The following is a 25,146-nucleotide window of genomic DNA, read 5'->3' as shown; positions in this document are numbered from 1 at the left end:
CTAAGTGTTAGTGCGAGTCGAATGTCTCGAGCGAAGCCGAGAGGCACTATACGGAAATACGTAAATGACTAGTCCAGAAAAGTTCTACCTCTACATCGCACGCTGTGCTGATGGAAGTTTGTATATTGGCAGTACGGGATTACTGCCAGCAGATAGGATGAAACGACACAACAGCAAAACTGGAGCAAAATGGTTTACACAGCATGGTCCTGGTGATATTGTTCATGTTGAAATTTTTCCCACGCTACTTGAAGCACGCCAAAGAGAATTGCAACTCAAAAAATGGTCACGCGGAAAGAAAGAGAGACTTATCAAGGGTCTAAAGCCGTAAAGGGTGCTCGTCCTGGTGCGGGACTGCGCGCCACATCTGCGGGGGCCCCGAAGAAAGCTTCAATAATACAATCTCCCTACTGCACCCGAAAAAAAATCCGGGGTAAGTTTCCTTTGCTATCCAGCACACCAAACGCGCCTCGTTTGATGACTTGCTGGGAATCCCGGTTCACAATTTTCACATCGTAAATCCCCGGTTTCATTTTTCCAATCGGGATAAGGGCATTCACGTTCGTACTGGACTTCACAAATGTCTTCATCCGGTACGACCCAATGGTAACTTGCGTTCCATTGCGGAAATTCTTCCCAAAAATATCAACGTACGCGGTCTGCACTGCCGTCTTCCCCTGCTTCAGCCGGGGTACCAGGAACCGAGTAAAGGTTGGCGCAGCTTGGCTGAACTTGGGTCCACCTACAATGTCTACGGTTCGAATTAGGTCATTCCAACTGTCTGCGACGTACAGTTTCTTGCCATCGGGGCTGACCGCAATCCCAGCCAAACTATTGAAACGTGTGCCCAATCGAACACCATTCCGCAACCCGCGAATACCAGAGCCAGATACAAGCGTCACGAGTCTGGTCTTGGGTTGAATGACCATAATCCGGTCTGCAGTGACGTACACCTCACCTGAAGGCCCCACGGCAATACCAACCGGTACGGAGAAAGATGCAACCGCGCCAATCCCTTCAGCAAAACCTTGGCGAGCGCCTGCCAGCGTACTCACGACCCCGGTTGCAACCGCAACCGCACGGACGCGATGATTCCCCTGCTCTGCGACGTACAAGGTTGCTCCATCTGGGCTGAGGGCAATGCGCGTGGGAATGTTGAACTGCGCCGCAGCGCCGGTACCATCCTTAAAGCCAGCCACGCCTGACCCAGCAAGAAGTGCAGTCTGCCCGTCACTTATCCGCACCGTACGAATGCGATGGTTCCCCGTATCCGAGACGTACAGCGTGGTTCCATCAGGTGAAACTGCAATGCCCTGCGGTGCGCGGAAGTACGCACACCCGGCCTGCGCCAAAGTTTCCGTTGCACATGCTATACCGTCCTGGTAGCCATTATTTGTGCTGCCACTAGAATTAATATACCCCGCACCACTCACCAAGGCGGAAGTTGGCGTGCCAGCCAAGGTGACCTGCCGAATCCGGTTATTCCACCGATCCGTGAGGTAGAGCTTGGTTTCGTCCGGACTCAAAGCGAGCGATGCAATGGTACTGAACCGGGTTCGTGGACTCACCTGGTCGGCCGGTCCTTCACCGTAGTCATCAACGATATCACCGATGATGGTGGAAGTTTCACCAGTGGCCAAAATAATTTTGCGAATGTGATTGTTCACTGCGGCGTACATCACTGCCCCATCTGCCGTTATAGCAAAAGCAGCAGGCCGGCCCAGCAGCACATCTGCCTGTGCTCCGTTGGTATTCCCAAAACGTACTGACCCAATGTATGCCTCTTCGTCAGTGGGGGTGGTCTTGCTGTACCGGTGGATGGTCCCAATGCCAGAGTTCGCCACATACACATTTGCGCCGTAGGCACGCAACCCAGCCGGGAAGTTCAGATCTTGCATGCGGAAGTCTGTGGCAAAGAGCGACGTCTGCTTGGTCGTCAGATCAATAGCCCGAACGTAATCCGTGAGGCCGTTTCCATCACTGACGTACAACGTATTTCCATCGCGCGTCACGCCGTATACATTCCGGAACCGTGCTTCAGCACCCACACCTTCTGCATACCCAGCCGCACCCGAGCCCGCGACCACCGTGGCCACCCCGGTACTAATCCGCACTTGCAGCACCCGGAAACTGCCACTATCTGCAACGTACAAATACAAACCATCTGCGCTGAGCGCAAGTTTCTTGGGTCGCTTCACCTGAGTTGAGACAGTTGTGACTTTTCCACCGGTCGTTGATACTCTCCGGATGATGTTCCCATCCGTGTCCGCAATGAACACCGTGCTGCCACTGACGAGCACGCCCTGCGGGTTCTTCAACCCACTAGCAATTGTAGTTACTACTCCAGCTGCAGAAATTTTCCGGACACGATTGTTCGCCGAATCTGCCACGTACACATTCCCCGCGCTGTCTCGGGCCAACCCGCGCGGCAACGCGAACAGCGCTTTGTTCGCTGCGCCATCACCCATACCATACTCCCCGGTTCCCGCGTACGTGGAAACCACACCCGCTGGGGTTACCCGCCGAATGACGTTGTTGTAGGTATCGGCAATGTAGAACGTACCATCTGCGGCAATTTCTACGTCCTCAGGGAAATCCAGCAAAGCTTGGGTACGTGTGCCACCATCACCGCTGTAGACTTTGCCCAGGAACGTGGACGTATCACCATACGCTGCGTGCACCGCAGCGGGGATAAGAAAAAAGCCCACGCTGAGTGTGACGAGGGTAAGAATGGTTCGACGAAGGGTCTGGACCATAAAAAAAGAGTTACTTGTGAGGAGGTTTATTTTCACAAGTAGTATAGCATTTCTGCGGGAAAAAGAAAAGAGCCCCGCATTTCTGCAAAGGCTCTTCAACGTTCAATGTAATTTGATGTTAATAGGCTGAAGCATACCCTTCAACGATGTCTGACTCATGGAGCTGAATAATTAGTTTTCCTTTGTTGTCATCAAAGGTATGCGAATTATTGAAGCTCGACTTGATGTCGTTGACGCTAAAGGTAACTTCTATAGGCGCACCACTGTCGTTTTTTTCAACAATAGTGACACCCATGCCTAATGGTTTCCACAGCCCATCGCCCACTCGGTAAATTGTGCCGTACCGAGGTAGTGCAGGGGCTACGAAACGATCATCCGGATCGTCGATGACCATACCGTTTGCATCGACATAGTTATCCGACATGGTTCGTGTTGTTCCATTCGGATCGGTGAAAAAAACCGGCATAATCGAGTAATGTGCGAATTTAACACTGAACTCGATTTTTTCACCCGGAAGTACGGTGACTGTACTTCCGTCCGAATCGGTTAAGTCAACCGTGAGGTCAACTGACTTCGGCTTAGTCACCTCAGGATTTAACAACCCTCCTGCTCGGAGTACTGTTTTATAATCCTCAATATTCTTTCTGACTATTTGAGCCGCCTTGAATAATTGAGAATTTTCAACCCCACCTGAAAAGCCGGTCTGACCAACTTGGGAGGCGATTGCGGTATCCACTACAACCTCAAGTGCCTCGGTGTGCAGAGCTTCAACTTCCTCCACACCTCTGATTAACTGGCTCGTCTGTGCAGCTCCAGGGACATATGTCGAAGCTGCTTCCTTATTGTTCTTATGCAAGTCGGCTGTTACTTTTGCATAGAGCACAATCAGGCTGTCCTGCGACCGATCTTTCACGGCATTTTCTGCCATGAATACAATAACTGCGCATGAAACGATGATTGCTATGACGCCAGCTGATTTGCCGCCGATGAAGGCTAAGCGGCAAGCACAGACAAAAAGGTAGATAATCCCAACGCTCGTATTGAAACCAATACTTGCAGTGACGACTATTGCCAATAATGTCATGCTCACTATAAACCACGGCGTAAACCAGAGATAAACTAAAACCTTTTTCACGACTGTTTTCCTTTCCGTTTAATCAACCAGTCAATGAACTTGATTGAATACTCAATAACTTCTTCAGCTGCCAAAGCTTTGAGAAGCAAGCTTTCAAATTTACCATGCTTCTCTTCAACCACTGGTACAGCAACTGCACCACCTGCGGCAACGGCCACTGGTGTAAAGGCGGTAATTACCCGTGCAGGTTGACCACCCACAGACCTCCCTTTCGACCCACTCCCGTGCGTGATTGCTCCCTGCTTTTTTTGTGCCCTAGCCTCTTTGATACTTTCTAGTCGTTCTTTAAAGAACTTCAACGTTTCGTCATTCCTAGAAATAATCCAGTACAGAATCGCTAAAAGCCATACCAAGGGTAAAATCACTAAGTAACGAATGCCTAGGGAGAGAGGTGAATCAAGGCTTGCTTGCATGACAAGGCTTTCCTCATCTTTAGCATGCTGCTCTTGTGCATTTGCGAACAAGGTAGTGTAGGCACTATCTCTGGTTTGCGGAGCCTTCTTCTTTGCCGGCCGTTTATGACCGAAAAATTCAAAGGGATCAGGGTAGCTATCGGATTTTATTATTGACTTCTTCGGCGCTGGCGTAAACTCTTTCACGATATCATTCGTAAAAGGATATTCTGCACGTAGTTGAAATTGATTCACTCCGTGCCAGATAAACCAGACCGTTACCACTAATGCGACCCACATGCCAACCCGGGCACGCAGGTTATTGGACTGGCACCACCACCGCCAAAATGCAACCGGGAAGGCCCAGAGCACTTTCACGGTAATCCACAGACCCTTCCCAATTTTCTTGGGACGACCCTTGCGGAATGGGAAGGAAATGAAATTCCAGATGCTGAAAAAAACCCTAGCAACTTGAAAGCCAACAGTTGTCCAGAATTGCTTCCGGCGTTCAGACTTTTCGGCTTTCCAACTTGCCTTGGTGATACGTGCAATTCGAAGTGCACGTACCTTCACTGCCTTCTTACGAATTTGCAGAGTCTGCTGTTGGGCTTTTTGCTCAGCCTTCCGAGCTTGCTCTTGATCACGCTGCGCCTGCTTGGCCGCAAGTTGTTCTTGCTTCATCTTCAATGCTTCGGCTTTCAGTTGAAGCTTGCGCTCCTCCTGTTGCAGTCGTCGCTCTTCCCGTTGAGCATTTTCCTCTTTCCGGAGACGTTGCTGTTCTGTAACATTCTCCTCGAGAGACTGAATGCGCTCCATCAGTGCGGCAGGAATCGCCTCGGTTGGCACCACCGGAGCGATAGGCTCTTGCGGCGCAATGGTCGGCGTTGATTGAACATCAACAATTTCTGCTTCCTGCACTACACCGGCATTGACAGTTGCGTCAATGTCCTTCACTCCCGGCTTTGCTTTCTTGGAAAACATACCGAGAAGGGATTTAAAATAATTCTTCATTTCTTACCTACCGTTTCCTTCAGAGTTTCCTTGAAAATTCTGAGGAAAGACTTGTCTTTGGGTTGTGCAGCGGGGGTTGCTGTCTTATCAGCATGAACGATGGTGCAGTTCTTATGAACGTCACCAGGAACCCACACGATGTACTTCGTCTCCTTTTCACCTGCGGTGAGCGGGAGATTCATGAACGTTGCCCGACCATCCGGCTCGGTGAGCGTTGAAAAAAATGTTGTGCCGACTTGAATTGAAACCCGTATTACAGGGTTTGTGTGCTTCTCCTCGTCAAACGTACTCACCGTTGCACGGAACGTTGTGGGAACAATCGGCTGATTATTCACACCTCTGTCTTCCAAAGCATCCGCAACCGTAAAGGCAATAGTGGGGACTGATAATGCAATGACACGCTTCAAACTCCCGTAATCCGGAGTAGAAAGCGTCACCTCATATTCCTTCCCATACTCACCTGGACCAAAATCAGCTTCACCAATTCCACTTGCGTTAACGATGATGGTTTTGGTTTCGTTGAGACAAGTAATCTGCAGGCCCACCAGATTGCTGTATGGCAATCCGTTTGCTCGCGACACCTGTACACTCAATAGAAACCGAAGCTCGTTCGGCTGACCCGCTTTCTCCACCTCATATTCAGTAATACCCAGATCGATATTATATGAATTCGTAGGCTGGGAGATGACAATCTCCTCGGAGAGCGTGAGGACGCCGTCTTGATCCGTTTCTGCGGTTACTTCCAACTGACTTTTCCCGTCCATTGGATTGATGTTCTGAATTTCAACGCGGGCTTTCCCGTCATTCAACTCAGTATCAATTTCCTGCCCAAAAACTGTGCCAGCGAGCTTACCGTTCACTGGTTTTGACGTGGTGAACATCAACGTAAGGGTAAGAATCCCTTTTGTTAATACCCACGTCTTTCGATAAGAGAGTTTTGGCGTGCGGTTATCTCCACCGCCACCACCACGATTTTTGTTGCCATATGCCATGGCTTCCTCCTGTGTTTAGCTCTATGTTCATTATTTACTTTTCAACGAACGTCCACATTGCTGTGGAGCTATACCAGGGGGAGCCTTGGCATAACAGCGTATACTAGCATGTATTGGTCATTTTGTCAACCTTACGAATTACGGAGGGAAAAGAGATACGCCCCGCGGAGCGGGATCCCGGTTCGCCGGAAATGAGGATGGGGGGGTGGAGGTATAGAGGCTTGTTAGGTTAGAAGTCTTAGGTTTGATGGAAGCATGCAGGATGCCCTCCTTCCATGCCGTACACCCTAACAAGCATCCACACCCTTGCCTCCCCTCTGTCATTCTGAGTCCGACGAAGAATCTCCGAGGTTCATCCATTGTCTGGGGATCCTTCATATGATTCAGGATGACAAAAAAAGCCCACTGTCGCCAGTGGGCTTTCTACTATCGAATGAACATTAGGCGACGGCTTTTGCATTCTTGGCAAACATCCGTAATGCCATTTGGCCAATTGCTTCTACTGTTCCTTTTTCTGCAGCGATTTGAAAGTTATCCTGTTCCCGCATCATCTGATAGATTTCCTCCAGATTAGCTTCAGGATTTTCTTTCTTGAACTTCACAACCGCATTTGCAATGACCAAGGCACGATTTACTTCAATCGTTGTGGCAATCTGCTCGCGTTGCATCTCCTGCAACTTGCCTTCCATTTCATCCATAAGCTCCTTCAGCTTACCGGACGGATCGAGGTCACGATACGCAAAACGGATGTTGGTAACACCGTAGGGGCTAAACTCGGTCGTCAGCTCCTGTGTTACGGTTTTCATGAGCGCGTCACGTGTCTTCAGCACCTCTTCGGGCGAAGCCTTTGCCATTTCAAGATCACCATCTGACATGAGCTGTTTGACAAGCTTTACGACATGAAAACCAAGAAGTTTATCATGATCGGTCATTGCCGTAAACGTGCTGATAGTTGTCAGCGCTCGAACCTGGATTTGCCTCTCTAATTCACCACGAATATTGAGAAACAACGCCAGTTGATCATCCATTTGGTACGGGATGAATCTTCGCCAAATGCGAGTGTTCAATCGTAGTCGCGTCATGGTCTTATTCGAATCATCAGCCGCTTGCAGAAGTTCAAACATCACCATAGGTTCCGTTATCACAACCCTGAAGCCATCGTGGGTGGCCGTATCCTCCGTGGTGAGCGGAAGACTCCGTACCATAACGGAGACAACCTCCACCTCACAGAAGGGAGGAACGAAAACAATCCCTTCACCGAAAATCCGACGTGTCCTTCCTTTCATGAATGTAAGGACGCCGACATTGCCGATGGGAATTTCACGTTTCCGATACTTAATATAGAAGACCGCCCCAATCCCTAGGGCGAGAATGAAAAGTATGAACAGTATCATACTCTCTCCTTCCTTGTTAAACGTTTGTTTTCTTTGCTTTTTCAACGCCCAACCTTACCCCCATTTCCATCCTTTTGTCAAGGGTAAAAAACGAGGTGAGCGGGGAGCTCACCTCTAGGCAGAAAGCGCATCAGGTGTGAAAACACCTACAGGGGAGGAAAATTGTCTATTTGCTGCACCTTACTGCTTCCACCGCTAGCGCGTCAAGGTACGGCACGTTCTGGGATGACACGGAGTTGGTTCTGGCTACTTTCCACCAGAATGGTTCCTTGCTGATCCGTACGAAAAATCTTGGCGCCGGCAGCAGTCAGCCGGGCCAAGGCTTCCGCTGTGGGGTGGCCGTAGCGGTTCTTCTGGCCAACGGAAATAATCCCGTACTCGGGTTTGATAACGTCGAGTAACTTTTTCCCAGTAGAGGTGCGACTGCCGTGGTGCCCAACTTTCAAAATTTCAACGTCTGGAACACCGTGGCTGGCAAGGAGTGCGTCTTCTGCCCGGATTGTGGCATCGCCGGTCAACAAAAAATCATTGTCTCCATGCTGGACGTGCAGAATAATCGACCCGGTGTTGTAATCAACTCGTTTGCCAATCAATCCCGGAAGTAACCCGGGGTCTGGCCAGAGCACGGTGAGTGATACGTCGCCAAAGGTGTACACCTGTCCAACCGCGGCTTCAATACTGTGAATGTGCTGGGCATCAATAACTTCCAAAAATTTTTTGTACACCGTGGTATTCTTCTCAATGCGATTCAGGAGCACATTGCGAACACGGCCGCTCTCCAAGAGCGGGACCAAGCCCACAAGATGATCGGCATCAGGATTTGTACTCACCAACAAATCAATATCTTTGTCATTCATCGGCACGTGCCGGTCCACATCTTTTAAAAAACTGCGACTGGGTCCGCCGTCCACGATGATCGTGGACTGGTCAGGGGTACGCAGGATAATCCCGTCACCTTGGCCCACGTCAGCAAACCAGACCCGGAGGGTGTTAGGCTCTTTGGCTTGGAAGGTCCAAATGCCAACCGCGACTAGGCAGACCGCCAAGAACAGGAACGGTGCCTTGAGTCTACTGAAAGAGTTGGCGGACATGTTTGCGAAAGAAGAAGGAGGTGAGGAGGAAGATGCAGAGCCCCAGGAGTGAGGCGGTAATTGGCGTCATGGCCATGCTCGCCCAGGTGACGGAGCTGCCAACCTGCGCGACCCAAGCCACCACCCGAATGAGTAGCCACGCCACCGTCCCCGGCACCATGGCCAGGGGCGGGAAAACCAGGGCGAGAATTCCGGCCGTGGACACCAGCGTCATGATCCAGGGGATGAATGGGACAACTGCAATATTCGCCAGCGGGCTAATGACCGGCAGGCGTTGGAAGGAACTGAGAGAGATAGGGAGTGTCGCAAGACTCGCGGCGAAGGTGGCGGCCAAGGCTTCGGCCAGCCAACCCGGAAAGCGCCAACGCTCCATCCCCCGCTGCATGGGCTGACCCCAGGCAATGAGTCCGTACGTTGCGCCAAATGAGAGTGCAAACCCGCGGTCATCCCAGAGGAAGGTTGGGTTTGCGCACAACATGACCATACCTGCAACCACCAGGACATTGAGCGTGGCTGGCCGACGGCCACGGGCTTGGACGACCAACGCGAGCACAGCCATAATGCCCGCGCGGACAATTGACGAGTCGCCACCCGTAAGCAGCACGAAGCCAACCGTGAGCAGTGAGAATACCACAAGCCGGGGGCCGCGGGATAATCGCGATTGTAAAAAGGTTATGACTACTGCTAAGACCAGTGCTAAGTTTGCGCCTGAGACTGCAACCAGGTGCGTGAGACCTGTGGCGCGAAAGGCATCCAGGGTTGGACGGTCAACGCCGCTGGTGTCCCCAATGACCATCCCAATGCCCAAGCTCGCTTCCGCAAAGGGCAGTGCCCGATGCACCGCAGCCATGAATGCCTGCCGGGCCTGGGCGAGAATGCGGTACGGGTTGTACCACACCCCTGGAGCGTGGACGCTGAAATTGGGGGTGGCGCAGGTGCCGACCAGCCGCTCCCGCCGGGCAATGCTGGGCCGAAGCGCGTCCGTTTTTACGGAGCGACACCGGAGCTGACCCTTGTCCCCCACCTGTGGCGGCTCCGCACCCAAGGAAGCAGAAACCAGCACGCCCTGACCCAGGTCAATGACGACGCGACTGGTATCTGCATCCACGTGCGTCACCCGGCGAACAACACCGGGCGCAGCGACGGCACCCTGCGGTGCTGAGGGGAGAACGAGAAAATGTGTGGTGTGGACAGCCGCACCAGCAATGCAGAGCAAGCTGACTCCCCAGACACGCCATGAGCCATGCCAACGAAGGAGCACGCCGGCCAAGCTGCAGCCTATGGCAATCCGAATCCATAGGGGCAACTCTGGAACCACCAAGGTAATTCCAGTGCACAGACTGAGCGCGAGAATGAAAAGCCAACGAGATGGGGTCATGTAGAGACCTCGCCCGCTTGTCACTGGGGAGTGTAAACGAAATAGTTGAGGATGTCAAAACACCCTTCCGAAGAAGGGTGTTGAGAAAAAGAGCAACAACTTACTCCACGACTACCGCTTTCGCTAGGTTCCGGGGCTTATCAGGATCGTGCCCTAGCAGAACTGCTGCGTAGTAGGCGAAGAGCTGCAGGGGCACAACTGCAACCAAAGGCGTGAGGTAGTACGGAACCTTTGGCACGTAAATGACATCATCTGTCAGTTTCTGAATTTTGGTATCACCGACGGTGGCCACGGCAATGACCGGCCCACCGCGCGCTTTTATCTCCATAATATTGGAAATATTTTTTTGATAACCATCATCCTGATGCAATGCGATTATCACTGTCGGAAAGTCTTTCGTGATCAGCGCTATTGGGCCGTGCTTCATCGCGCCGGAGGGGTACGCCTCGGCATGAATGTAGGAGACCTCCTTGAGTTTCAATGCGCCTTCCAGTGCTGTTGGGTGGTTCACACCGCGACCTAAAAAGTAAAAGCTGGGATGCCCAACGTACTTTTCCGCCAACATTTTCACGTTGACTGCTTGGGTAGCAATTATTTCAGCAATAACTTCTGGTACCTGAGCAAGTTCCTGCAAGTACCGTGTCATCCACGGTTCTGCCGGTAAGCCCCGGATGTGCCGTAGGTAGAATGCCAGCAGATTAAAAATAACACACTGCCCGGTGTAGGCCTTCGTGGAAGCAACGCCAATTTCCGGCCCCACGTGGAGGTAAATACCTGCCAACACTTCGCGTGCAATGGTGCTATCCACCAAGTTCACAATTCCCAGGGTGGGAATTGCCAAGCGCTTGAGCGTTTCCATTGCGTGCAGGAGATCTGCAGTTTCACCGGACTGACTGATGGCAAAGGCAACAGCACCGGGCACGAAGCAGGGCCGCACCTGGCCGGCTAATTCTGACGCAACTTTGTACTGCGTCGGAACACCAGCGATTTCCTGGAGGAGAATTTCACCATACTGCGCTGCGTTACCGGAGGTACCGGCCGCAGTGAGAATGATGTTTGAAGCGGATTCCAGCATTTGCCGGATGTCATTGGGACCGTTTTCCAGGCCACCGAGTTTGATGGGCCGTCCCGCTTTCAAACGTCCGGCCATCGCCGTGCTTAAACTCTGCGGCTGCTCTTCAATCTCCTTGAGCATGAAGTGCGGCTTTCCACCTTTCTCAATTGCGTCCAAGGTCCACTGCAACGTTTCCACTTTTGGTGAAAGCGGAATGCTCGCCAGATCAGTAATTCTGTACCCATCCGCGGAGATGCAACCAATCTGCCCATCCTCCAGCGGAATGTACTGGTCTGTGTGCTCACGAAAGGAAGCAGCGTCCGATGCCACGAATAATGCGCCATCCCCAATGCCCAAGAGCAAAGGACATTTCCCATTCTTAGCAAAAATGATGATATTCGGATGATCCCGAAATATGACTGCCAGGGCATACGTCCCTTCCACTTCCGTCAACGCAGTGCGAACTGCCTCCAGCGGGTCAGTATTCAGGTACTCCGCAATCAGATGCGCGAGAGTCTCCGAGTCTGTCTCCGACCGAAAAACGTGCTGCCGGCCCTCCAGCATTTCCCGCAGAGCCAGGTAATTAGTGATGATGCCATTATGCACCACCGCCACATGCTGCCGACAAGAAACGTGCGGGTGCGCATTTTGGTCGGTGGGTGCCCCGTGCGTTGCCCAACGCGTGTGTGCAATCCCAAAGGTTGCAGTTGCCTGCTGCATCTCGCCCAGCGCCGCAATCAGGTTTACCAGCTTCCCAGCCCGTTTCACTGTCAAAAGCTTACCTGCTTCCAAAATGGTAAGCCCACTTGAATCGTAGCCCCGGTACTCGCCCCTTTCTAAGCCGCGTACCAGTATAGGTACAGCTGGCTTGCTGCCAACATAACCTACGATTCCACACATAAAACTTCCTCGCTTTCACAAAAAGTATTGTCAATGAAAAAATTTCAATTTTTGGTGTACAGGAAGCAACCTTACTCCTCCTGGAGCAAGCTGTCAAAAGCCGATTACGCCATTCGCTTCCCTGCTTCCTGCCGTAAATACCCCTCAATGAAGGGGTCGATGTCTCCGTTGAGTACACTTTCTGGATCCGTGGTTTCCACGTTGGTCCGATGGTCTTTCACCAGCTGGTACGGCTGCAGCACGTAGCTCCGAATTTGGTTACCCCAGGCAGCCTCGCTGTACGCCCCGCGGAGCGCCTGCTTCTCCTCTTCCCGCGCAGTAAGGGAAATTTGGTGCAGCTTGGCACGCAGAATTTTCATGGCGGTTTCCCGGTTCTGCTTCTGGGAACGCTCATTCTGACAGGACACGGTAATGCCCGTGGGAATGTGGACAATGCGGACCGCGGAGTACGTGGTCTGCACGCTCTGCCCGCCATGGCCAGAGGAGAGGAAGGTATCAACGCGTAAATCCTTCTCATCAATGGGCGTCTCTTCCACTTCATCAAACGATGGCAGAACTTCAACCAGCGCAAAAGATGTGTGTCGCATTTTTTCTGCATCGAACGGTGATATGCGCACCAACCGGTGTACTCCTGCTTCAGCCTTCAAGTACCCGTACGCAAACCGGCCGCTGACGGTGAACGTTGCGCTCTTGATGCCCGCTTCCTGGCCCCGGGACTCGTCGACCAAACGCGCCTGCCAGCCTTTTTTTTCGCAGAACCGGAGGAGCATGCGCAGCAGCATTTCTGCCCAGTCCTGCGCGTCCGTCCCACCCGTTCCCGCATGCAAAGCAACAATGGCATCTTTTTCATCATACGGCTGTGCCAGGAGCACTTGGAATTCCAAACCCTGGTACTGCGCCTGTAAATCCGCTAATTGCTTTTCCATGTCCGCTTGCAAACTGGGTTCAGTCCCTGCTTCCTCTGCAAATGCCAAAAGCTCGGTGACACCCTGCTTGAGGGTGTCCCACTGCTGCAGCTCTTTCCGAAGGGCTTCAGCTTGCTGGCTTACCTTTCGGGCTCGTGCTTGATCATGCCAAAAGTCCGGCTGACTAATTGCATCATCAAGTTCCCCCAAGTGCTGGCGACGTTGGTCGAGGTCAAAGTAACCCCCAAGTCGAAGTCAGCTTCGCTTGGAGGTCCTGGATTTGGTCGCGGAGTGCGGGCATGGGCAGAGTGTAGCAGCGCTGCATCTGACCGGCAAGCGGTGGCTACTTGGATTCCTCCAGTGTGGCTTGGACAGTTTTCTCCTTCCCCTTGCTCAGGACTTTCAGCGACACCACATCCCCTGGCTTCTTCTTCTGAATCTGGCCAGCCAGGCTGTGCTCTGCATTGAGCTTCGTCCCGTCCATTTCCAAAATGATATCGTTTTCTACAATCCCGGCTTTGTCTGCTGGGCTACCCGGAATTACCGCGAGATCAGCACTGGATTCGCCACGCAGCACCAGCACGCCGTAATCCACGGTGAGCTTATTCTGCTCTTGCAAGGCTTTGGTGACCGGAATGTACCGCACACCCAGGTACGGCCGGATAATTTTCCCGTCCTTCTGCACGCTCTCAAATACCTGCTTGGCCTGGTTCCCGGTAATGGCAAAGCCAATGAGCTGGCCATCCTGGCTCACGGCCGTGTTCACGCCAATGACCCGACCAGTAATGTCCAGGAGTGGTCCACCAGAATTGCCACGGTTGATTGCTGCGTCGGTTTGAATGACGTCTTCCAGAGTTTCTGCACTCTGCCCATCCCCGGCCGTGATGCGACGGGACAAACCAGAGATAACCCCTTTGGTCACGGTGTTGCGGAACTGCCCCAGGGCATTGCCAATGGCTATGACGGTCTGGCCAATTTGCAGTTTGGACGAATCACCAAAACTCACCGGCTGCAAGTCCTTCGCCTCAATTTTCAGAATTGCTAAATCATTGGTTGGATCCGAAGCGATGATTTTCGCTGCATACTTTTTCCCATCATTTGTCAGCACAGTGTAATCCGTATTCGTTCCGTCAATGACGTGCTTGTTGGTCATCACAAACCCGTCCGCGGTGACAATGAACCCCGACCCACTGCTCACTTCCCGCGACCCAGTCTGCGGCTGCGTTGGCATGCCAAAGAAGTTATTGAAAAAGTCGTCTGGGTACGCAGTGGTAACTTTGCTCAAATCTTGCGTCCCCACAATGCTCACCACGCTGTTCTGTACCTTATTCACCACCTCAATGGTGGCTGACTCTTCTTCTACTTGCACCGTTGTCGCCGTACCCGTGGCATCCGTTGCCACGGACGTGCGATTGAGCCACTGATCAAACGTCCCATTGGAAACCAAACTCCCGGCCAGTCCCCCGCCCACGGTACCCAGGACCAAGCTGAGCACAACGGCAATCACCAAGGTCTGCTTGGTTATACCGCGGGGTTTTTCTGGTGCAGGTGTGGAATGGAGTGATGATTGAAAATTTTCCATAGGAGTAAAAAGACAATTCGTGTTGGCGAAGCCTAGTATACCACACGCTGTAGTAGCCGCTCCAGGTGAAAAAAATTGCGAAAAATCCCTAGGCTGGCTGCGTGGTGTTCACACTACGTTCACTCGCTGACGCATTTCCATTACTCGTTGGTGTGGTATTCGTATTCGTCACTGCTCCAGCCGGCTTCCCCAAACGGAAGAGCTCATCCAGAGAAACGAAGCGGAAACCTTCTGCCTGCGCCTGGCTCACAATCTGTGGGGTTACGGTTGCGGCTAAATCACTGCCAGCATGCAGGAGAATAATTGCGCCTGGTTCCACAAACCGCATGACCCGGGTCACCACGCTGGTCGCCGTGGCGTCACTCTGAATATCCAAACCATCCACCGTCCAGGTAAGCGGGCAGTACCCAGCAGCGCGGACTGCTTCAATAACTGCCGCGTTAGACGCACCGGCCGGCAAACGCATGTACGGCTTGGTGGTGGTGTTCGTGATGCCAGATATGAAGCTCTCCGTACTCTCCAGTTGCGCGGTTATTTCCTGCGCCGTCAGCGTTGGGAAACGTAAGTTATCGTAGCTGTGATTGTAGACGGGGAAACCAGCATCCCGAATGAGCTCCACGCTTGCTCGCTCTGTCTCTGCTAATTTCCCTGGAACAAAAAATGCTGCAGGGACATTTGCCGCTTTGACCACCGGGACGGTCTTGTCCACGTCCCCAGGTTTCGTACCCACGTCGTAGGTGAGAGCAATAACTTTTTCTGTGGTCGTCCCTCGGCTCACCACTGCCGTGCAGTCAACTGTGGTCAAAGCGGGTCCGGTTGGGGTAAGCGAAAACGCATTGGTGTTCACCAACGTACTAGTATTTGCATTCTCATTGGCTGGAGTATTTCGCTTCCCCGTGCGCAGGTACAGACCAAAAAGGATGACCACCACGGCAATCAGCCCAATGACCACAAGCCGATTTCGGTCGGGTTTTTGGCCACCTCGGACAGGCTGGCGGCCGTATTCTGCTCCATAGCGACGGTAGTTCCGCATGGCTGCTAGTGTACCCCTGAGGGGTGATAAAGGCAATCCCTAGCGTTACGAATTACGAATCGGTACGAATATACGAATAGCTGCAGAGATGAAGGGTTCGGGCGTGGATTGCGGTATTGATAGGGGGTATCGAAGGGAATGGTTCTGCTTCTTCGCGTCGAAGACGTCACCCCACCACGATCTCTACAGCTTTACCGCCCTATACATTTTCCGCAACCGATTGCCGTACTCCCCGCTCCTGCCTTGCGCGCAACCAAGCAAAAGCCAATTCAGCTACACCGAATAGCGCACCCACGTAGAAGAGGTCACCCAGCAATGTGTTGCGGAAAAAAGGCAGTCCGTACTCGTAGGCCAGAAGCAACCCGGAGAAGTTCATGGGGTAAAAATCTCCATGACCAACCCACCACACCGCGGCGTTGGTAATCAAGAAGAAGAGCACTGAGCCCAGCAGAGCTCCGCCAGCTACGGTCCACACATTCTTCCGTCGCCGGACAAGGAGACCAATAACCCCCACCAACACCATGGAGCCCCAGGTAAACGCAATGACGTTGTGGAAGCCAATGAAAATATCAGACACAATCATGGCCACCAAAGGTACGAACAGCGACGCGCGCTTCTCCAGGTACACCCCGCTGAACAAGGCCACGGCAGCTACCGGCGCAAAGTTCATGGGATGGGGCAAGAACCGAGACACTGCCGCAAAGGCAATGAGTCCTAGGATAATGAAATTCTTGGGGGTCAGGTGTTGGCGAAAGGTCATAGTAGATGTAGCCTAGAACGAAACGAGTTTCCACTCAATAGTATCGGTGGCTTTGGTTTTGTACGCCCCAGCGCCCACGGGTGCTTCTGTGCCATTCACCAAGAACTGCCAGTACTCCGTTGCGCCTGCTTCCTTCCCATCAATCCCAGTGACGTACTCCCCTGCCGTAGACGTTTTGGTGGTGGTGTTTGGGTACTTTGCCTTCAAAAGTTCCAGGGCATTCTTCCCCTCCTGTCCCGGGTAGAGGTAGCTAGCTGCAGACGTATTGGTGTTACTGACTGTACCATTGACATTCTGATTCGCGACATTCGTATTTGGATTTGAAGTGGAATTGGTGTTAACGGCTGTACAGGCTGCCAAAAGAATGACGGCGAAAAGCCCAAGACCCAAGATGCGGAAACGTTGAAGATGTTTCATACGTGCATGTGCTTTAGTGACGAAAAAATACCTACGACCTCAGGCAGTCGTAGGATACACCCATCCATGTTCGACCTTTTCCCCGAAGGATTTGTCTTCGGCCTGACGGCAACGAACAACATACAACGAGTAACTTTCAACCAGATAGCTTTTTGAGGTCAATTCTGGTCGGTAGTAGTTTGTTGATGGTTGTCTGTTGTCTTCAGACCAGGTGTCGGACTCATCACCCCAAAAGGGTGAAATACCGTGGCGGGACCGTTCTGGAATTGTCGTACCCTTCGACTCAATCTTTCGCTTTGCTCAAGATCTCGCTCGGGGTGCTCCGCACCAGATTACCTGCTAGTTGTTAAGCCTTAGGAGTGTAGCACGGCTTGACAGAGATGACAAAATTTGCTATTTTTTCCTGTCAATTAACACAAATAATTTACAAATTCAAGGAGCAAATAATGGTCCCTATTAGCAATGAGGCATTTGTAAAAGGCGTTTCGTCGTGTATATCCGCGAACTTACTAAGTTTTCTGCAAAATCTCACGACTGAGGATGCCTATGGTACTGTTGCAAACCTTCTCACCCGTGGCGGGAACATGGACCATATTCCTGGGAATAGCTTGAGCGAAAAGCACGAAGAAATTTCAGGTCAGGCAAGATTGCTCGCCTTAATTCTCCTGCCTATCAAAGTCCAAAGGAATGGACGTTTACCGGTAATTTCCCGGCAGGATATTAACACCGTTTTCGATCGTGGGATTGCAGGCGAGTGGGAGCCTACAGTGCTGCTGCAGGAGATTCTGGAGGCTAATATAGAATGGTACGTAACCATTCAACAGTGTGCGAGCGTACTTCATGAAGAATCACAATTCTCTGTATTCATAGTCGCCCAGGCCTTCATATCCAAAATTGCAGAAAAAGTAGAAGACGAAACACGCGAGAATGAATCTTCTATTGAGCGGCAGCTACGGGACATCCTTGGGCCTCAAGCCGTATAAGTTCATTGGAGACCAGCAACCCCGCTGGTCTCTTTTCATATTCACTTGACAAAAGCCTAACCCTGACCTACTTTCTCTTGATAAACACAGCACCAAAAAAGTGAGGAAAAATGTTACAGGTTTCCAAGGAATCAGTTGAAGAAACAGTACAATTTTTGAAAAATCCAACCATCAAGCTGGACAGCTTCTTGTTTGGCATTATGCAGCAGGAGACTTTTGACACCATCGCCTGCTTGCTGGTGGATAACGTGAGGGGGAAAACACCGGCCGCTACTCCAAAAAAGGCAAGGGATATGTCAGAGGAGGAAAAACGTAAAGTGCTAGCGCAAACCGCGTTTCTCGTCCTGCTCCTCAGGCCACTTCAGCAAGAATATGCACATTACTCGGTACTCGTTACCCGTGCGGATATCAAGTCAGTATTTAGAAAAGGATCGAAGGGTCGATGGGATCCGAATACCGTCCGTTCAAAAATTCGTTCTACGTGCAAAGATTGGTGGGGTGCACTTGCCGCTTTGCAACAAGACCTCAACCTCGATGATTTTTCGCTCCTCCTGCTGTATGGCATTGCGCAAGCCTTCATTGCCAAAATTGAAGACCAAGAACGCACTCCCAGCAGTCCGGTCCTTGCTGAAGCGGACTCGATTCTGAAAAGCAAAAATTAATGCCTAACCATTCTTTTTTAGAGACCAGCAACCCTGCTGGTCTCTTTCACATACAAAAAAGGTAGCTTACGCTACCTTTTCTTTCTTGGTATCTGCCAGGGCCAGACTCCCTCTCCAGCATAAGTGACAATAATTGCTGCCACGCAGGCTACCACAATCCAAGCTACAATTTGCATTTTTCCTCCTTGTGTTGTTGCCTTTAGTCTAGCAAAGACTACGGCAGAGTAAATAGAAAACAAAACCTTAGTTTTTTCAAACGCGGGTAGGCCAAAGCCCTCGCTTTGGCCTTAGTTGGAAGTTGTTCTGCCCCTCAGCCGCGAGCGAGGGCTCGCGGCTACCCTGTGGTGGGTAGCCGAGGCTTTCATGCCTCGGCCTTCGAAATAGCCATGTAACAAACTTGTGTGGACGGGGCATAAAAGCCCCACCCTACCCTGCTAATCAGAAGCGTAGACCGTTCTTGTATCTTTAGTTCAAGGACTATACCTCCAAGATCTCTACCCCGACGATCCCACAACGGGATGTCGGGGCGGGCGGCTCTACCCTCATCTCAACTCGCAAGCTCGCCAATTTGCTAACTCGCTTATTCCCCTTCAATAATCAATCCCCTTCACCGCCAAGAAACCTTGGTAGAACGGATGCTTCACCATTTGCATTTCCGACACCACATCACAGACTTTGAGAATCGCTGAATATTTGGTGTGCCCGGTGAGCACGAGGTGGAGATTTTTTGCTTTATCACGTTTCGCTTGGATGAGTGCAACAACATCCTTCACGCTCAGCAACCCTTCCTCCACGCAGGAAATGAGTTCATCCAAAATAATGACATCAAACTTCTTTGCAATGAGTAGGCGCTTGGCTTTCCCCAACGCCGCGCGTGCTGCAGCTTGGTGCTCCGCCTTGGGTTTCTTGTCCCCCCAAATGCCCACAAACCCCTTGCCATGTACTTCCACCTGGATGCCCAGCTTCCGCAAACTCTCCCGTTCCCCAGATGGCCACTCTGGACTTTTGAAAAATTGAAAGAAGAGGACACGTTTCCCGTCCCCGGCCGCGCGCACGGCCACTCCTACCGCAGCCGTCGTTTTCCCCTTTCCGTTGCCTACGTAACAAATGGTCAAACCCCCGGGAAAAGGCTGGAGTTTGGGAACAGTCTTCGGTGCTTTTTTTCGTTTGACAGCTGGCATAGGTACGGCTAAGGTAGCACAAAAGACCAGAAGAAAAAATGCACGAAACATGAAGGAGGCGTCATGGCACACCACAACGAACATGTAACAGAATTCGTCCAAGCAATCCAAAAAGCACGCTCCCCAGATGAGACAATTTTACTAGAAAATGTAAAAGCGATCTTGAAACAATTTTTGCAGAAGGATATCCCACGGAATGAACAGCTAGTTCTCGTGCACACCGCGGCGCAATTCATTCCGGTCCAAGTGGTCTTTGCGGAAATGCTGAAGTGTGCGGCCATTCTTGACCGCGACATTGAACAATTCTTCTTCCATACCTTTCTCGTGGAGGTAGAAGATGCGGATCAGATTGCGTATGCAATGGTAGAGCTTTTTACGCATCGTCGGGGTGCGCTGGAAATCCTGTACATGAAAATTTGCAAACTCTCCCTTTGCCAGGACGTTTTCGATCTTCTTGCGTGTCCAACCCAAGTCCCTTCTTAGGAAGGGACTTTTTCTTACCCAGGATTGACAAGAAACCCACCCCGTGCTACGATATCCGGTTCACTTTTACCGCTACTTTTCTATGGATATCCAACGCATTGAAGCACTCCGCAGCGAGCTCCACCCCCAGCTGGGGTACCACGAGGTCCTGGACGCCCTGACCCAACTCCACGTGGAGCTGGACAAAGAGCCAACAGTGGAGACAGCAGCTGCCTAAGCCTATACAGCCCTTCGCGAAAGCGAAGGGTTTTTGGTACCCCACTTTGACAGGTTGCCAACACACGCCTAGGGTAGAAGTACCAACATCGCTTTTCTCTTTGAAAGGAGGCTGGCCATGCAACCAGCGTCATCCAAGAACCTTTTGACGCTCCTTGTGCTAGCCGTTATTTTCTCTGCCATCGGGATCCTCATTGGCTGGATGACGGTCGGCATTCTCACATTTCTGGAGCCTGGCCTTGGTACCTACTGGAACTGGCTTGGTCCACTGCTTGGTGGCTGTGCTGGCATTGGCCTGTTCTTCCTTATCCAGTACATCCGTAAGCACCCGGAGGGTGTCCACTAGTCTCTGACCTTCAGCCCACGCTGAAGGTCTTTTTTCTCATGGTTATGAAAACAGGCTGGTTCCCCAGCCTGTAAGTTGTGCTTAGAAAAAAACTTGTAAAATTATGGTGACGACTGCTGCCGCCATAAGTCCAGCAACCCCATCATCCCAAATGATGCTCAGGGGTGATTTCTGCTGGTCAAAGTACCGCACTGGCCAGGGCTTGGTGCCGTCAAAAATCCGGAAGCAGAGGAAGCTCAATCCAAGACCCAGCCACAGTGGCACGTCCGGGAGGAAGTACAACGGGGCGCAGCTAATGAGCATCCCAAAGACCTCATCAATGACCACTTCGTACTGGTCGTGGAACATTTTCCGGTCACGCTGCCGATGCCGCACCAGCCAGCCGCTGAGCCAGGCCATGGCGGGTTCCAGGGACCAGGCACCGAGGAGCATGACACTTCCTACTATGCTGGCGTACAGCATCCAACCGTCGAGAAGTGGAAGTTGATGACATAGCCAAAGTGTACAAATGCACAGTGGCAGTGCTGCCAGCGAACCCCACGTCCCCGCAAAACCGCGGGTGGTAACCTTGGGAATCCGAGGAATGAATCCTGAGCCAAACCAAGTAGCAATGAGCACGGCAAAGAATGTGCGCATAGATAAACTCTCCTTTGAAAAAACAATTTGCTCAAAGCCTAGCGCGCTTCATTTCTGGCGTCAATATAATAGAAAAAGACAGGCCGGACTTCCGTGCCTGTCTTGTAGAAAGGTGCTACTCATTGTCTTGCACACACTGCTCGCCCATGGTGTTGTTCCCCGCAAAGCGCGGTACAAAACCTTGTTCCGACCAATTGCCCGCGAAGAATGCACCAGATGGGCAGCAGTCCCAACGCATGCACCCAAGCACACTCTCCTTCACAAAAGTGCATTTGTTTCGGTCAAAAAGTTCACCGTCAAAAGCGTAGAGCGCCACACCCTCACCCGGAAAAATAGGCAGCCCGCAAGCAGCGCATCTGATTGTGTGTTTTTTTATTCTCGCTACTCGGCACATCGGACAATCCGAAGTGTCGGTAATGCGCTGACTTACCTGACCGTAAATATCCAGAGCGTATTCCTTGCTGCCACGATGCCCACAACTATAAATCCGTAGCATCTCTGATTGTTGCACGATTTTTACCTCATCGTGCGCCGTTGGGAGCTTCTCGGGCTGAGGTACTGCACCTGCCGCGGCAACAACCCGCATCCCTTTTTTGGATCTCAACCACCTACCAAACATGTCTCCTCCTTGGAAAAAAGCAATTTGCTCAAAGCCTAGCGCTACGCTGTGGAACCGTCAACAGACCAATGCCCAAGTTGACATGCCTACCAAAGGACGTAGAATGGAGAAAATACTTTCACTAGAGGAGGAAAAATGGCACCCGCATTGCTCGTTCAAAGGTTTGATACCGAACCAGAATTCCGATCATTTGCACGGCTCATCAATGGCTTCTTCGTGTTCATTGGCAGCCTTGGCATAATCACCGGCTGTATATTCTACGTCCCCCGAGCCGAAACCACCGGAGATCTTGCGGGAAGCATATTCCTGATCATCGCAAGCCTACTGGTTCTGGGGGTGAGCATAGGCGGTGGGCGCAGAATGTGCCGTACTTTTGACTGGCTGAGTAGAAAGACGAGAGGTGTTTTATAAGCCAGCAACCCCCTGCACTGTGCGGGGGTTTTTCGTGCTGGGCTTGACTTTTTTTCCATTTTCAGATACACTCTTTTGTTAACAAAAATCAAGGCACACGAATAAAGAGGAGAGACCAATGGAATGTCAAAATTGTAATGGGAAAGGCTACAAACGCTGTGGCTTTCTGTGGCGACAGGAAAAAGATTGCCCGAGCTGCCACGGCACGGGTCGTATCAACTGGCCAGCGCATGCAATTCGCCCTGGAGCGAGTAGCGGAAAGTTTGCCAACAGAATGGCAACACCTACGAAGCATCGCGATCCTGAGCCATACAGCCCCATCCACAATGATAGCCGAAGTCCCAACAGTGACCCACTTGCCGCGGCCATCATTGCCGAGGCTGCTGGGGGTGACGGCCTGACCGCCGCTATGGCCACCGGTCTCACCGGAGACACAACATTAGGAGCTATCGCTGGAGCACTGGATCAAGATGATCAACCCGTGAATCAACACGACGAGGTTGATCGGGAACGTGGCGACTCAGTAGAGCAATCAGACTCTACTGACAACAACGATTCAGATGACGCATCAGATAGCTCGGATTCCTCCGACTGCGGGTCAGACGACTAAAACTTGTACCCTACAAAAGCCACGCCCCCGGACGTGGCTTTTCTCATTTGACACACACTCTGAGTGGTATAAACTTGTGGGAACGAAAAAACTACAAAAATGTGAGGTGTTCTATGATCGTTGACATGAAGGAAATTGAGGCCTTCTTCTTTGAGGCCATGCTCCAGGGTTGGGTCAATCCCAACACGCAGGCACAACCCGTGGCAGGCATGCCGGGGTACAAAGGGTACGAGTACAAAAAGAACGGACTGTACCTCCGCGATATTTTTATTGCAAATCCTGGGACTAGGAAAAGTGCGGGGAGTACGACTATTCTCCAAGACGACATTCCAGTATGGATGATGGCCTACGGTGGTGTGTACCCACCGGAGGTAATCCCATTCCTGAAACGAGTCCTGACGCACGCATACCAAAGCAAGACGTTCAAAGGTGGCCGCGGTCTCGATACGTCTGAGCCAATCGAAACAGGAGAATATTGGTTCTACCAAAACACTCTAACGCCTGCTGAACGGCTGAATAGTTTTACGCGGTTCAAAGGTTTCGAGACTATCTCACGAAATCCAATAGTATTAGAGGATAACGCCTACCACTACTACTTTGGCCTGAGCTTGGTATAAATATTGTAAACCAGGAGAAGCAAAATGGTACTTTTCATTTCTACGAGTGTAATTTTTCTTTTGAGCCTACTCTGGGCAAGATTTGGTTTTCGGCCCCTCCTGCAGCGGGCATACCGCTCGGGGAATGCGCGCGGCATCTGGATTTGTAAAATTGCATACCCCATTGTATGTGCGATTGGCGGGGCTAGCATCTTAGAATTTGTCTTCGGGGGTCTCATTTTTCTCTCGAATGGTGTCCCGCCAACAACAAACTTCCAGCTGTTGCTAATCGGCTGTGGTTTCATAGGGGGTGGACTAAAAGGCATCATTGCTCTCCATGAGCCAACGTATCAGGTCACAAAAAACTAAATCATCACTCTTGCCGCCTGGGTACATCCTAGGCGGTTTTTGCAATCCGCTATTGACGTACAAATAGAAGCGCGGTATGTTGCACAGAACAGAAAAATCCAAAAAAGGAAGGAAAAATGTTCTGGAATATTCTCCTCCTCTTCGGCGTCTTGCTCTTTTCTAGCACAGGAAAAGTATTCTTTGTGAGGCAAGCCCAGAAGACGAAAAAGAAAAGACTTTGGATAGCGCAGCTCATGGTTCTGGAATTCTTCATTTCCGCCATCATGAGTGTGGTGGTTCTTGTCATGATGCAAAGACTTTTTGAAAGTGCCCCGAAGACCATGTTTGAGATACTAACGAGCGACGCTGCATTCGTCATTTACACCCTCAGCCTCTTTCTCGGGGTGCGGCGAGTAAAAAGCGCAATCACTAAAATGCACGTTGAACCGAAAACGTAAGGATTCCAAAATCATCATCATATGAACCGCCCAGTACCCCTGTGGCGGTTTTTCTTATTGACGAACCTGCGCGGGTATTGTACTGTAGCCAATTACCGATCTTTCACAATTTCATAAAGGAGGGAGCTATGGCTCTTGATTACCTGAATAGTAGTGGGATAGCCATTGCCCGCTTAGAAGCAGCGCACGATCCTAAAAAATCACAAATTCGTGCACAATTCTTTGAAGCTGAAAATGCATTCTTTGCAAAGTACATTCAAGGCCAACGAGTACTGGTTGCCGGCGCAGGGTTGGGGCATGACGCGTTTACACTCTCGGCGTACAACCAGAAAGTAGTGGGCATTGAACTGCACCCGATCCTGGTTGCGCGGGCGACAGAATATCTGCTGCAGCGGGGATTGCAAAATGTCCACTTCCTGCAGGGCGATGTGATGCAGCTGCCCTTTGCCAAAAATACCTTTGACGCTGTGGTGATGAATATGGGTACCCTAGGAACGCTGGACGACCACATTGGTGCACTGCGAGAAATGCAACGTGTGGCGCCGGTTGTCTACGCTGACTTCTATCCACCCACGCTCCGGGCAATTGCCAAGCGCGTGCAAATGTACACCGAGGAAGGCTGGAAGAATGCGCGGCATGACCGGCTGCAAGGAGCAATCGTGAGTGACGATGGTATGTTCTCCCTTTCCTATAGTAAACTCATGATCGAACAGCTGGCTCGGGAAGTGCACATGCACGTCACCCTTACCCCGCTATGCGATTTTGCCTACATGGCGAAGTTCTGGAGGAAGTAGGTT

At 51.4% G+C, this 25,146-nt stretch carries 27 protein-coding genes; 11 read left to right on the top strand and 16 right to left on the bottom strand.

The window, feature by feature from the left end:
* Positions 1 to 64: 64 nt before the first annotated feature.
* Entirely contained in the window at positions 65 to 331 is a 267-nt protein-coding gene (locus WCV85_01350; protein MFA6473499.1) for a GIY-YIG nuclease family protein, read from the top strand.
* A gap of 76 nt (positions 332 to 407) precedes the next feature.
* Here the strand turns inward: WCV85_01350 and WCV85_01345 are convergent, their stop codons facing one another.
* The 13 genes from WCV85_01345 to WCV85_01285 all read right to left on the bottom strand — a co-directional run bounded on the left by WCV85_01345 (position 408) and on the right by WCV85_01285 (position 16,800).
* On the bottom strand, positions 408 to 2,756 hold the full coding sequence (locus tag WCV85_01345; protein ID MFA6473498.1) for an IPT/TIG domain-containing protein: 2,349 nt from the start codon (positions 2,754 to 2,756) through the stop codon (positions 408 to 410).
* Positions 2,757 to 2,874: 118 nt separating this feature from the next.
* The gene (locus WCV85_01340) at positions 2,875 to 3,840 is read right to left on the bottom strand and encodes a hypothetical protein (protein ID MFA6473497.1); all 966 of its coding nucleotides are present in this window, start codon (positions 3,838 to 3,840) and stop codon (positions 2,875 to 2,877) included.
* Between the two features lie 47 nt (positions 3,841 to 3,887).
* On the bottom strand, positions 3,888 to 5,264 hold the full coding sequence (locus WCV85_01335) for a hypothetical protein (GenBank protein ID MFA6473496.1): 1,377 nt from the start codon (positions 5,262 to 5,264) through the stop codon (positions 3,888 to 3,890).
* Positions 5,265 to 5,290: 26 nt separating this feature from the next.
* A complete protein-coding gene (locus WCV85_01330; GenBank protein ID MFA6473495.1) occupies positions 5,291 to 6,286 on the bottom strand; it encodes a hypothetical protein in 996 nt (331 codons plus the stop codon).
* Between the two features lie 440 nt (positions 6,287 to 6,726).
* Positions 6,727 to 7,680, bottom strand: coding sequence for an SPFH domain-containing protein (locus WCV85_01325; GenBank protein MFA6473494.1), 954 nt, complete (start codon positions 7,678 to 7,680; stop codon positions 6,727 to 6,729).
* 203 nt (positions 7,681 to 7,883) lie between these two features.
* Entirely contained in the window at positions 7,884 to 8,771 is an 888-nt protein-coding gene (locus WCV85_01320; GenBank protein ID MFA6473493.1) for a ComEC/Rec2 family competence protein, read from the bottom strand.
* Positions 8,749 to 10,149, bottom strand: a complete 1,401-nt coding sequence (locus WCV85_01315; GenBank protein MFA6473492.1) for a ComEC/Rec2 family competence protein — start codon at positions 10,147 to 10,149, stop codon at positions 8,749 to 8,751. Before WCV85_01315 ends, WCV85_01320 begins: the two co-directional genes overlap by 23 nt.
* A 100-nt stretch (positions 10,150 to 10,249) precedes the next feature.
* Positions 10,250 to 12,103 carry a glutamine--fructose-6-phosphate transaminase (isomerizing) gene (glmS, locus tag WCV85_01310; GenBank protein MFA6473491.1) on the bottom strand — a complete coding sequence of 618 codons (1,854 nt, stop codon included), beginning with the start codon at positions 12,101 to 12,103 and terminating at the stop codon, positions 10,250 to 10,252.
* Between the two features lie 104 nt (positions 12,104 to 12,207).
* Positions 12,208 to 13,315 (bottom strand): peptide chain release factor 2 gene (prfB, locus tag WCV85_01305; protein MFA6473490.1). Its coding sequence is split into 2 segments (ribosomal slippage): positions 12,208 to 13,260 and positions 13,262 to 13,315, totalling 1,107 coding nucleotides; the frame shifts between segments, so codons are not numbered across the junction.
* Positions 13,316 to 13,351: 36 nt separating this feature from the next.
* A complete protein-coding gene (locus WCV85_01300) occupies positions 13,352 to 14,590 on the bottom strand; it encodes a trypsin-like peptidase domain-containing protein (GenBank protein ID MFA6473489.1) in 1,239 nt (412 codons plus the stop codon).
* 88 nt (positions 14,591 to 14,678) lie between these two features.
* Positions 14,679 to 15,623 (bottom strand): polysaccharide deacetylase family protein, encoded by a 945-nt coding sequence (locus tag WCV85_01295; GenBank protein MFA6473488.1) that lies wholly within the window; start codon positions 15,621 to 15,623, stop codon positions 14,679 to 14,681.
* A gap of 199 nt (positions 15,624 to 15,822) precedes the next feature.
* Positions 15,823 to 16,383: a DUF6580 family putative transport protein gene (locus WCV85_01290; protein ID MFA6473487.1), complete on the bottom strand. Its 561-nt coding sequence runs from the start codon at positions 16,381 to 16,383 to the stop codon at positions 15,823 to 15,825.
* 12 nt (positions 16,384 to 16,395) lie between these two features.
* On the bottom strand, positions 16,396 to 16,800 hold the full coding sequence (locus tag WCV85_01285; protein ID MFA6473486.1) for a DUF4430 domain-containing protein: 405 nt from the start codon (positions 16,798 to 16,800) through the stop codon (positions 16,396 to 16,398).
* A gap of 446 nt (positions 16,801 to 17,246) precedes the next feature.
* On the opposite strand from WCV85_01285, the gene WCV85_01280 reads away from it, so the two are divergent.
* Together WCV85_01280 and WCV85_01275 are read left to right on the top strand one after the other, a co-directional pair.
* Entirely contained in the window at positions 17,247 to 17,783 is a 537-nt protein-coding gene (locus WCV85_01280) for a hypothetical protein (GenBank protein ID MFA6473485.1), read from the top strand.
* A 110-nt stretch (positions 17,784 to 17,893) separates the two neighbouring features.
* On the top strand, positions 17,894 to 18,445 hold the full coding sequence (locus WCV85_01275; GenBank protein MFA6473484.1) for a hypothetical protein: 552 nt from the start codon (positions 17,894 to 17,896) through the stop codon (positions 18,443 to 18,445).
* Between the two features lie 590 nt (positions 18,446 to 19,035).
* On the opposite strand, the gene WCV85_01270 is transcribed toward WCV85_01275, so the two are convergent.
* A complete protein-coding gene (locus WCV85_01270) occupies positions 19,036 to 19,626 on the bottom strand; it encodes a cob(I)yrinic acid a,c-diamide adenosyltransferase (protein MFA6473483.1) in 591 nt (196 codons plus the stop codon).
* Positions 19,627 to 19,689: 63 nt separating this feature from the next.
* On the opposite strand from WCV85_01270, the gene WCV85_01265 reads away from it, so the two are divergent.
* The 3 genes from WCV85_01265 (at position 19,690) to WCV85_01255 (ending at position 20,671) form a co-directional block, all read left to right on the top strand.
* Positions 19,690 to 20,109: a hypothetical protein gene (locus WCV85_01265; GenBank protein MFA6473482.1), complete on the top strand. Its 420-nt coding sequence runs from the start codon at positions 19,690 to 19,692 to the stop codon at positions 20,107 to 20,109.
* Between the two features lie 82 nt (positions 20,110 to 20,191).
* Positions 20,192 to 20,326, top strand: a complete 135-nt coding sequence (locus tag WCV85_01260; protein MFA6473481.1) for a hypothetical protein — start codon at positions 20,192 to 20,194, stop codon at positions 20,324 to 20,326.
* 117 nt (positions 20,327 to 20,443) lie between these two features.
* Positions 20,444 to 20,671: a hypothetical protein gene (locus WCV85_01255; protein MFA6473480.1), complete on the top strand. Its 228-nt coding sequence runs from the start codon at positions 20,444 to 20,446 to the stop codon at positions 20,669 to 20,671.
* An 81-nt stretch (positions 20,672 to 20,752) separates the two neighbouring features.
* On the opposite strand, the gene WCV85_01250 is transcribed toward WCV85_01255, so the two are convergent.
* Complete coding sequence (locus WCV85_01250; GenBank protein ID MFA6473479.1) at positions 20,753 to 21,307, bottom strand: phosphatidylglycerophosphatase A; 555 nt, start codon at positions 21,305 to 21,307, stop codon at positions 20,753 to 20,755.
* A gap of 115 nt (positions 21,308 to 21,422) precedes the next feature.
* A complete protein-coding gene (locus WCV85_01245) occupies positions 21,423 to 21,926 on the bottom strand; it encodes a hypothetical protein (GenBank protein MFA6473478.1) in 504 nt (167 codons plus the stop codon).
* Positions 21,927 to 22,061: 135 nt separating this feature from the next.
* Between WCV85_01245 and WCV85_01240 the strand changes: the two genes are divergently transcribed.
* The 5 genes from WCV85_01240 (at position 22,062) to WCV85_01220 (ending at position 25,143) form a co-directional block, all read left to right on the top strand.
* On the top strand, positions 22,062 to 22,337 hold the full coding sequence (locus WCV85_01240) for a hypothetical protein (protein ID MFA6473477.1): 276 nt from the start codon (positions 22,062 to 22,064) through the stop codon (positions 22,335 to 22,337).
* A gap of 118 nt (positions 22,338 to 22,455) precedes the next feature.
* Positions 22,456 to 22,947: a hypothetical protein gene (locus WCV85_01235; GenBank protein MFA6473476.1), complete on the top strand. Its 492-nt coding sequence runs from the start codon at positions 22,456 to 22,458 to the stop codon at positions 22,945 to 22,947.
* A gap of 113 nt (positions 22,948 to 23,060) precedes the next feature.
* Complete coding sequence (locus tag WCV85_01230; GenBank protein MFA6473475.1) at positions 23,061 to 23,564, top strand: hypothetical protein; 504 nt, start codon at positions 23,061 to 23,063, stop codon at positions 23,562 to 23,564.
* Between the two features lie 464 nt (positions 23,565 to 24,028).
* Positions 24,029 to 24,349: a hypothetical protein gene (locus WCV85_01225; protein ID MFA6473474.1), complete on the top strand. Its 321-nt coding sequence runs from the start codon at positions 24,029 to 24,031 to the stop codon at positions 24,347 to 24,349.
* A 128-nt stretch (positions 24,350 to 24,477) separates the two neighbouring features.
* A complete protein-coding gene (locus WCV85_01220) occupies positions 24,478 to 25,143 on the top strand; it encodes a class I SAM-dependent methyltransferase (GenBank protein MFA6473473.1) in 666 nt (221 codons plus the stop codon).
* Positions 25,144 to 25,146 lie beyond the last annotated feature (3 nt).

Source organism: Patescibacteria group bacterium (genome assembly GCA_041665345.1).
Lineage (GTDB): Bacteria > Patescibacteriota > Patescibacteriia > PEXW01 > PEXW01 > JBAYJA01.
The sequence above is the reverse complement of the archived record's forward strand: the minus strand, read 5'-3'. Positions and strand labels throughout refer to the sequence as shown.

Bases quoted from the DNA above. Each gene is read 5' to 3' on its own strand.
- WCV85_01260 (MFA6473481.1), top strand. From the start codon at position 20,192: ATGGATATCCAACGCATTGAAGCACTCCGCAGCGAGCTCCACCCCCAG.
- WCV85_01230 (MFA6473475.1), top strand. From the start codon at position 23,061: ATGATCGTTGACATGAAGGAAATTGAGGCCTTCTTCTTTGAGGCCATG.
- WCV85_01300 (MFA6473489.1), bottom strand. From the start codon at position 14,590: ATGGAAAATTTTCAATCATCACTCCATTCCACACCTGCACCAGAAAAA.
- WCV85_01220 (MFA6473473.1), top strand. From the start codon at position 24,478: ATGGCTCTTGATTACCTGAATAGTAGTGGGATAGCCATTGCCCGCTTA.
- WCV85_01315 (MFA6473492.1), bottom strand. From the start codon at position 10,149: ATGACCCCATCTCGTTGGCTTTTCATTCTCGCGCTCAGTCTGTGCACT.
- WCV85_01255 (MFA6473480.1), top strand. From the start codon at position 20,444: ATGCAACCAGCGTCATCCAAGAACCTTTTGACGCTCCTTGTGCTAGCC.
- WCV85_01350 (MFA6473499.1), top strand. From the start codon at position 65: ATGACTAGTCCAGAAAAGTTCTACCTCTACATCGCACGCTGTGCTGAT.
- glmS (MFA6473491.1), bottom strand. From the start codon at position 12,103: ATGTGTGGAATCGTAGGTTATGTTGGCAGCAAGCCAGCTGTACCTATA.
- WCV85_01335 (MFA6473496.1), bottom strand. From the start codon at position 5,264: ATGTTTTCCAAGAAAGCAAAGCCGGGAGTGAAGGACATTGACGCAACT.
- WCV85_01320 (MFA6473493.1), bottom strand. From the start codon at position 8,771: ATGTCCGCCAACTCTTTCAGTAGACTCAAGGCACCGTTCCTGTTCTTG.
- WCV85_01270 (MFA6473483.1), bottom strand. From the start codon at position 19,626: ATGCCAGCTGTCAAACGAAAAAAAGCACCGAAGACTGTTCCCAAACTC.
- WCV85_01325 (MFA6473494.1), bottom strand. From the start codon at position 7,680: ATGATACTGTTCATACTTTTCATTCTCGCCCTAGGGATTGGGGCGGTC.
- WCV85_01285 (MFA6473486.1), bottom strand. From the start codon at position 16,800: ATGAAACATCTTCAACGTTTCCGCATCTTGGGTCTTGGGCTTTTCGCC.
- WCV85_01330 (MFA6473495.1), bottom strand. From the start codon at position 6,286: ATGGCATATGGCAACAAAAATCGTGGTGGTGGCGGTGGAGATAACCGC.
- WCV85_01275 (MFA6473484.1), top strand. From the start codon at position 17,894: ATGTTACAGGTTTCCAAGGAATCAGTTGAAGAAACAGTACAATTTTTG.
- WCV85_01295 (MFA6473488.1), bottom strand. From the start codon at position 15,623: ATGCGGAACTACCGTCGCTATGGAGCAGAATACGGCCGCCAGCCTGTC.
- WCV85_01240 (MFA6473477.1), top strand. From the start codon at position 22,062: ATGGCACCCGCATTGCTCGTTCAAAGGTTTGATACCGAACCAGAATTC.
- WCV85_01290 (MFA6473487.1), bottom strand. From the start codon at position 16,383: ATGACCTTTCGCCAACACCTGACCCCCAAGAATTTCATTATCCTAGGA.
- WCV85_01340 (MFA6473497.1), bottom strand. From the start codon at position 3,840: ATGACATTATTGGCAATAGTCGTCACTGCAAGTATTGGTTTCAATACG.
- WCV85_01225 (MFA6473474.1), top strand. From the start codon at position 24,029: ATGTTCTGGAATATTCTCCTCCTCTTCGGCGTCTTGCTCTTTTCTAGC.
- WCV85_01245 (MFA6473478.1), bottom strand. From the start codon at position 21,926: ATGTTTGGTAGGTGGTTGAGATCCAAAAAAGGGATGCGGGTTGTTGCC.
- WCV85_01235 (MFA6473476.1), top strand. From the start codon at position 22,456: ATGGAATGTCAAAATTGTAATGGGAAAGGCTACAAACGCTGTGGCTTT.
- WCV85_01280 (MFA6473485.1), top strand. From the start codon at position 17,247: ATGGTCCCTATTAGCAATGAGGCATTTGTAAAAGGCGTTTCGTCGTGT.
- WCV85_01345 (MFA6473498.1), bottom strand. From the start codon at position 2,756: ATGGTCCAGACCCTTCGTCGAACCATTCTTACCCTCGTCACACTCAGC.
- WCV85_01265 (MFA6473482.1), top strand. From the start codon at position 19,690: ATGGCACACCACAACGAACATGTAACAGAATTCGTCCAAGCAATCCAA.
- WCV85_01250 (MFA6473479.1), bottom strand. From the start codon at position 21,307: ATGCGCACATTCTTTGCCGTGCTCATTGCTACTTGGTTTGGCTCAGGA.